At 70.4% G+C, this 6,610-nt stretch carries 8 protein-coding genes and 3 pseudogenes; 8 read left to right on the top strand and 3 right to left on the bottom strand.

The window, feature by feature from the left end; genetic code table 11:
* On the top strand, window positions 1-282 hold a 282-nt coding region (locus KS423_RS34925), incomplete at its 5' end, for a response regulator transcription factor (RefSeq protein ID WP_224283766.1).
* Window positions 283-298: 16 nt separating this feature from the next.
* Here the strand turns inward: KS423_RS34925 and KS423_RS34920 are convergent.
* Window positions 299-523, bottom strand: coding sequence for a hypothetical protein (locus tag KS423_RS34920; RefSeq protein ID WP_224283765.1), 225 nt, complete (start codon window positions 521-523; stop codon window positions 299-301).
* 441 nt (window positions 524-964) lie between these two features.
* Between KS423_RS34920 and KS423_RS34915 the strand changes: the two are divergent.
* Window positions 965-1,494 (top strand): annotated as a pseudogene (locus tag KS423_RS34915) (NAD(P)H-binding protein); the annotation flags it as partial.
* 59 nt (window positions 1,495-1,553) lie between these two features.
* Here the strand turns inward: KS423_RS34915 and KS423_RS34910 are convergent.
* Window positions 1,554-1,931 (bottom strand): annotated as a pseudogene (locus KS423_RS34910) (saccharopine dehydrogenase NADP-binding domain-containing protein); the annotation flags it as partial.
* Here KS423_RS34910 and KS423_RS34905 point away from each other — a divergent pair.
* From KS423_RS34905 to KS423_RS34885, 5 genes and pseudogenes are all read left to right on the top strand, one after another.
* Window positions 1,903-2,118, top strand: a pseudogene (locus KS423_RS34905) (helix-turn-helix domain-containing protein); the annotation flags it as partial. The pseudogenes KS423_RS34910 and KS423_RS34905 overlap by 29 nt on opposite strands.
* Window positions 2,119-2,568: 450 nt before the next feature.
* On the top strand, window positions 2,569-3,852 hold the full coding sequence (locus tag KS423_RS34900; protein WP_224283764.1) for an extracellular solute-binding protein: 1,284 nt from the start codon (window positions 2,569-2,571) through the stop codon (window positions 3,850-3,852).
* Window positions 3,842-4,030, top strand: a complete 189-nt coding sequence (locus KS423_RS34895) for a hypothetical protein (protein WP_224283763.1) — start codon at window positions 3,842-3,844, stop codon at window positions 4,028-4,030. Before KS423_RS34900 ends, KS423_RS34895 begins: the two co-directional genes overlap by 11 nt.
* A 36-nt stretch (window positions 4,031-4,066) precedes the next feature.
* Window positions 4,067-4,573, top strand: a complete 507-nt coding sequence (locus KS423_RS34890) for a carbohydrate ABC transporter permease (protein ID WP_224283762.1) — start codon at window positions 4,067-4,069, stop codon at window positions 4,571-4,573.
* Window positions 4,574-4,927: 354 nt separating this feature from the next.
* Window positions 4,928-5,308, top strand: coding sequence for a hypothetical protein (locus KS423_RS34885; RefSeq protein ID WP_224283761.1), 381 nt, complete (start codon window positions 4,928-4,930; stop codon window positions 5,306-5,308).
* A 96-nt stretch (window positions 5,309-5,404) separates the two neighbouring features.
* On the opposite strand, the gene tnpA is transcribed toward KS423_RS34885, so the two are convergent.
* Window positions 5,405-5,836: an IS200/IS605 family transposase gene (gene tnpA, locus KS423_RS34880; protein ID WP_224283760.1), complete on the bottom strand. Its 432-nt coding sequence runs from the start codon at window positions 5,834-5,836 to the stop codon at window positions 5,405-5,407.
* 25 nt (window positions 5,837-5,861) lie between these two features.
* Here tnpA and KS423_RS34875 point away from each other — a divergent pair.
* A partial coding sequence (locus KS423_RS34875; protein WP_224283767.1) for an RNA-guided endonuclease TnpB family protein occupies window positions 5,862-6,610 on the top strand: 749 nt, incomplete at its 3' end.

Here is a 6,610-nt window from a genome sequence, read left to right as displayed (position 1 = left end):
CTCGCCGCGGCCGTCGCCTCCCACGCGGGCCCGCGATCCGAGGAGGCCGCCGCGGCCGGCCCGGGCGCCGCGACCCGGCCGGGCGGACTCTCGCCACGGGAACTCCAGGTCCTGGCCGAGCTGACGGCCGGCCGCACCAACCGGGAGATCGCCGAGCGGCTGTATGTCACGCCGCGCACGGTGGGGACCCACATCGAGCACATCCTCGCCAAACTCGACCTCCCCAACCGCGCGGCCGCCGCGGCCCGGGCCGCCGCCTGGGGAATCGGCTGCTCCCGCTGACGCGGAGCGGCAGCCGTCAGAGCTTGTCACCAGCCGGCCAACGCCCGTCAGAGCCCGCCGACAGCCGTCCACGGCCGGCGTTGTCCAGCGAGGGACCCGGGAGTTCGCGGCGCAGGACCGGCGCGATCCCGGCGAAGAACAGTTCCAGGGCGCCCAGGTGGCCGGCGCGGTCCAGGACCTCGCCGGCCACGTGCAGCGGGAGCAGCTCGTGGCCGAAGCGGGCGTGCTGGCCCAGCACCACCGCGGGCCGACCTGCGGCCCCGGTCGCTTCAGTCGCTGCGGCCGGGCTGCCCGGCGAGGCGCCGGTGCCCCGGCAGCCGGAGGACCGACCCGGTGCTCCCGGTCGTGCGACGGGGCGGACACCCACGTCATGTGTTCCCCGCGCTCTGCGGGGCTGCCGTCGGCGTCGGTCACCGGGCGGTCCACCGGGACGTGGGGAAGACGGCGGCGACGAAGCTGATCAGCCGTGCCCGGGTGCCGATCCGTCGGCCGGTCACCCGGATCGGTGCGGAACGAGCAGGGGCTCGGACCGGTCATCGCGCCGGCCGATCCGCCCGGTCGCGGGCTCCGAAGTGGGACGCGATCCTGATCCCGCTGCTCCGGTCGACCGCAGGAGTCGGCGGGCCCGGCTTTCGGACGAGGAGTCGAGATGGACACACGGTGAGCCGGGGCGAGGCGTTGCCTGGTGACCGGCGCGAGCGGCTACATCGGCGGCCGCCTGGTGCCCGAGTTGCTCGCCCGGGGACACCGTGTCCGCTGCCTGGTGCGCAATCCCGGCCGGCTGCGGGACCAACCGTGGCGGGCGGACGTGGACATCGCCGTCGGCGACGTGAGCCGACCCGAGACCCTCGCAGAGGCTTTCGACGGCGTCGATGTGGCCTACTACCTGGTGCACTCCCTCGGCACCGGACCGGCCTTCGAGGCCACCGACCGTGCGGCAGCCCATGCCTTCGGAGCCGCCGCCGCGGCCGCCGGCGCACCCGGATCGTCTACCTTGGCGGTCTCGTCCCCGCCGGGGTGCCCGAAGCGGACCTCTCGCCCCATCTGCGGTCCCGCGCCGAGGTCGGCCGAATCCTGCGCGGCAGCGGTGTGCCCACGGCCGAACTGCGTGAGGCCGTGATCATCGGCTCCGGCAGCGCCTCGATCGAAATGCTTCGCTACCTCACCGAACGCCTGCCCGCGATGGTCACGCCGCACTGGGTCTCCACCCGGACTTGTCGATCTCGTCCACCAGGAGGACCCGGGGGCGGTCCTGCGGCAGCAGCGCGGTCCACGGTGCCTGCTGTGCGGGCGGGCTCCGCGAAGTGCGCGAACGTGTCACGGTTCGCCTCGATCTCGGCCGCCACGTCGACATACGGAATGCCGGCGCGCAGCGCCGCCTCGACCAGCGGGGCGGCGGTCGTGGCGAAGGGCCCGGCGCAGTTGATCACGGCGGCCGCGCCGTTCAGCGCGCGGTCGAGCGAGGCCGGATCGTCGACCGACGCCTGCCGCGCCTCAAGGCCCGGTTGGGCCTGCGCCAGCGCCAGCAGTTTGTCCTGGTCGCGACCGAGGAGCAGGGGGACGCACCCGCGCTCGCGCAACTCCGCGACCACGAACCGCCCGGTGTGCCCGTAGGCTCCGGGCCGCCACTTCCGCTCGGTAACCGGCACCACCCCGCTGCAGTGGCTGCTGACACAGCGGATCCGCCGCGCGCACGAGCTGCTGGAGACCACGGACGACAGCGTCGACACCATCGCCTTGGCCGCGGGCATGGGCACGGCGACGACACTGCGCCGCCACTTCCACCGCACGATCGGCGTGCCGCCGGACGCCTACCGCCGCTCTTTCCGGGAGTGAGGCTGCGGTCCTCACTCGACCGAGTGATCGACAACCTGCCATCGACTGTCGGGCGCTTGCCTGCCTCCACGGGATTCACAAACCCACAACTGGTCCGAGCCCGACGGCCTGTAGCACGTGCCGGTCTCCAGCCGCCGATCTCGATGCGCGATGGCCGGTCGGTCTGCGCAACCGGTGCGGTCCGGTGCGTGAGACAGACGGTGTCGGGTGTCGCATCGGGCGCGGCGCGGCAGTCGTCTGCTCGGTCACGTACAGGCCGTTCGACCGGGGTCGGGTGGGTGTCGCGCGGGCCCGACCTGTTTGTGCGGCCCGGGAGGAGTCAAGGCGTTGCACCGTCCGTGGGACACCGAACGTCGTCTTCCGGCCTAATGTCTAGACCTCTGCAGCACGGCTCATCCGATGGGTAGTCAAAGGTCCACCTCCACAGCGAACTTGGAGACCACCATGGCCATGCGCGTGTCCAGTCGCCCCGTCGTGTTGGCGTTACTCCTGTCCCTGGCCGTAGCCGGGTGCGGCAGCGGCTCGGGAGGAGGTTCCGCCTCGGGGGGCAAGCTGACCGTCTGGCTGGCCGTGGACGCCCAGGAGAGTTGGCCACAATTGGTCCAGTCCACTAATGACCGGTTCACCAAGGCCCACCCCGGGGTCCAGGTCGAGGTCCAGTACCAGCAGTGGACGACCAAGAACCAGAAGCTGGACGCCGTCCTCGCCGGGAAGAACGTGCCCGACGTGGTGGAGATGGGCAACAGCGAGACCACCAACTACATCGTCAACGGCGCTTTCGCCCCGCTCGACCCGGCTCGCTTCGACCAGTCGGACGCGTGGCTGCCGGCCCTGGCCGACGCGTGCCGCAACGACGGCAAGACCTATTGCGTGCCCTACTACGTCGGGGCCCGGGTCGGTGTCTACCGCACCGACCTCTTCACCCGCGCAGGCGTCCCCGGAGCCCCGAAGACCTACCCCGAGCTGATCTCGGCGTTCGACCGGTTGAAGAACACCTTCGGCCCCGAGGACCCGAACTTCTCCGCCTTCTACATGCCGGGCCGCTACTGGTACGCGGTCATGGCCTTCGTGAAGGACGCGGGCGGCGAGATCGCCGTGAAGGACGGCAGCCGCTGGAAGTCCTCGCTGTCCTCTCCGGCCTCCGTCGCCGGGCTCACCGAGTGGAAGCGGCTGATCGACAACTACTACGTCGGCGACCGCGCCAAGGACAACGGCGACCAGCCGGGCGTCGCCGGCCAGGGCCACGTGGCCGTCTTCTACGGCAACACCTGGGAGGCCGGCGCCGCCGCCGACGAGCGCTCCGGCGGGGATGCGAAGCTGAAGGACAAGTTCGCCACCTTCCCCTTCCCCGGCCCGTCCGGGAAGCTCCTGCCGCCGTTCCTCGGAGGCTCCACCCTGGCCGTGCCGGCCAAGTCGTCGCGCAAGGACCTGGCCGCCGACTGGATCAAGATGTTCACCGACCGGGAGTCACAGAAGGCGCTGATCGCCGCGAACACCCTGCCCAACAACACCACCCAGCTGGCCGAGGTCGCCGCCGGCGGCATCAACGGGCCGTCCGCCCGGGCCGCCGCGACCGGCGGCTGGATGACTCCGTTCGCCCCCGGCTGGACGTCGGTGGAGAAGTCGAACATCCTGCCCGAGATGCTCGAACGGATCGCCAACGGCAAGGTGTCGGTGCAGGACGCCACCCGGGACGCCGACAAGCGGATCGACGAAGTGATCAATGAGCGCTGACCGGGTCCGGCGGCGCCGGCCGTCCCTGCTGCCGTCCCTGCTGATCGGCCCCACCGTCCTCGCGCTCGTCCTCGTGCTCGGCTACCCGCTCGTGGACATGGTCGTGCTCGCCTTCCAGGACATGACCCGCGAGCAGCTGTTCAGCGGCGCGGTGCCGCCCTGGGCGGGGCTGGAGTAGTTCCGGCGGATCCTCGGGGACGGGTTCTTCTGGACGGTGGTGTTCCGCACGGTGCTGTTCACCGCGGTGTGCGTCGCCCTGACGGTGTTCTGCGGGCTGGGCACCGCGCTGCTGATGCGCCGCGTCTCCCCGTGGGTGCGCGCCGTCATCGCCGCGGTGCTGGTCATGGTGCGGGCGATGCCGGCCATGGTCGCCGCATCGGTCTTCCGCTGGCTCTTCGACGCCGACTTCGGCGTGGTGAACTGGGTGCTCTCCCGGCTGCCCGGGGTCGACCTGGCCAAGCGCAACTGGTTCACCGACCCGTGGCAGGGTTTCGCCGTCATCGTCGCGGTCGTCGTGTGGGGATCGCTGCCGTTCGCGGCGATCACCCTGCGGGCAGCGCTGGCGCAGGTCCTGCCGGAGCTGGAGGAGTCCGCGGTGCTCGACGGTGCCCGGCCGTTCCAGGCCTTCCGGCACGTCACCCTTCCCGTGATCAGGCCAATCCTGCTCATGGTCACCACGCTGACGGCCATCTGGGACTTCGGCCGGTGCTGTACCGGTTGACGGCGAACGACTCGATGAAGGAGTAGACGGTGCCACGCTGACCGCCCTGCCCGTTGTGGTCTTCTTCCTCATCGTCCAGCGCAGGATCGCCTCCGGCCTCGCCGCCGGCGCGGTCAAGGGCTGACCGCGAGCACGGAAGGCCCCGGCCCGGACGGCGGCACCCCGTGCACGTCCACAGGATGATTCCGTGCACGACCGGCTGGACCCCGTGTCCACCACCCCCTTCTCCTCACCGCCCGGGCCCTCGTCCGGGACTGGCACTTCGCCACCGGCGCCGAAGCCCACACCGTCGAGCAGACAGTCCTGACCGAACTGCGCGAAGCCGGCCACGGCCCCTACCTGAGCGCGGACGTCATGCCGAACGGCTGGACCGAGACCTTCGACGCCGACCTCATCACCCCGACCAACCTCGCCACGATCGTCGAGGCCCGGGCCGCCCTCCTCGCAGACACCGTGCAACCCGCCTCCGGTCAGCGCATTCTTTGCCCGCAACGCTGGAAGGCTCTGCCGGCCCCTCCTCCAACCGACGCACGCCGAAAACGCCCGCAGAGAAGGGCGAAGGTCCTACAGCTGCCCGTACGGGCAGCGGACAACGGTCTGGGCCCGCTGCTCCTGGACCTCTGGGACACCGACATCGCGCCCGCGTTGACGTCCCTCCACAAGCGACACGGACAGGACACCCCCGTACTGCCGCCGGTACTGACTCCCGCGCCGGTCCCGTGGTTCTACCTTTGATCTTGGCCAGTGCTCCGGCGTTTACGCCGGGGGTGAAGGCCGTCCTTGTCTCGGAGGCGCGGAGCGCCGGAGTTCTCTGCGCCTGCGGGGCGAGGGTCAGACGGTCGGGCGTTGCTGACTCTCGATGTAGTGGCGTACGACGGTGTGTGGCGCGCCACCGCACGATCCGGCGAAGTAGGAGCCGGACCGGAAGCGGCCGCCCCACAGGTAGCGGTGGACGTGGCTGTCGTACTCCTGTCGCAGACGCCGGGAGCTGACGCCTTTGAGGCTGTTGACCAGCTTGGAGAGCTGGACCTTGGGCGGGTGGTGCACCAGCAGGCGTACGTGATCCTGCTCGCCGTTGAACTGCTTCAACTCGGCTTCGAAGTCCGTACACACGTCCTGCATGATCTCTTCGCAGCGGGTCAGCATGGCGTCGGTGAAGGCCCTGCGCCGGTACTTGGTGACGAAAACCAAGTGGACGTGCAGGTGGTGGACGACGTGACGGCCGGTGCGCACGTCTGGGTTCGGATTCCAGCGTGGTGACATGAACCAGGATGCTACGGCGAGCATCGTGCAGCTTCGGTACGCCTTCCGCGTGTGCCCGAGCGTCAGTCAGCGCGCTTGCCTGGCAAGGTCGTTCGGGTGTGCTCGGGTGGTCTTCAACGACGCGCTCCGTATCCGTGAGGACGCCCGCGCCGCCGGGCTGCCGTTCGTCACGTCGGCCGAGCCGTCCAGGCGGCTGACGGCCTCGAAGAAGACCCCCGAGCATGCCTGGCTCGGCGAGGTGTCGTCGGTGATCCTGCAACAGTCGTTGCGGGACCTGGACACCGCATACCGGAACTTCTTCGACGGCATCAAAAGCAAACGGCCGAAGACCGGACCACCCCGGTTCAAGTCCCGCAGGGACAGCCGGCAGGCGATCCGCTTCACGGCCAATGCCGGGTGGAGAATCACCGGTGGCGGGAAGCTGCGTCTGCCGAAGATCGGCGACGTACGGGTGAAGTGGTCGCGCTCGCTGCCGTCGGTGCCCTCCACGGTGACCGTGGTCAAGGACGCCGCCGGGCGGTACTTCGCCTCCTTCGTGGTCGAGACCGACCCGGCCGCCGACCTTGAGCGGATGCCCGGGGCCGACGCAGTGGTCGGCATCGACCTGGGTCTGGCCCACTTCGCGGTGCTCTCGGACGGCACGAAGGTCGACAGCCCGAAGTTCCTGCGCCGCGCCGAGAAGAAGTTGAAGCGCGCACAGCGGGCCCTGAGCCGAAAGGCGAAGGGGTCCAAGAATCGGGACAAGGCCCGGGTCAGGGTCGCCCGTGCTCATGG

This window comes from Streptomyces sp. LS1784, from assembly GCF_020103755.1.
GTDB lineage: Bacteria > Actinomycetota > Actinomycetes > Streptomycetales > Streptomycetaceae > Kitasatospora.
This window is presented reverse-complemented; position numbering and strand designations above follow the sequence as displayed.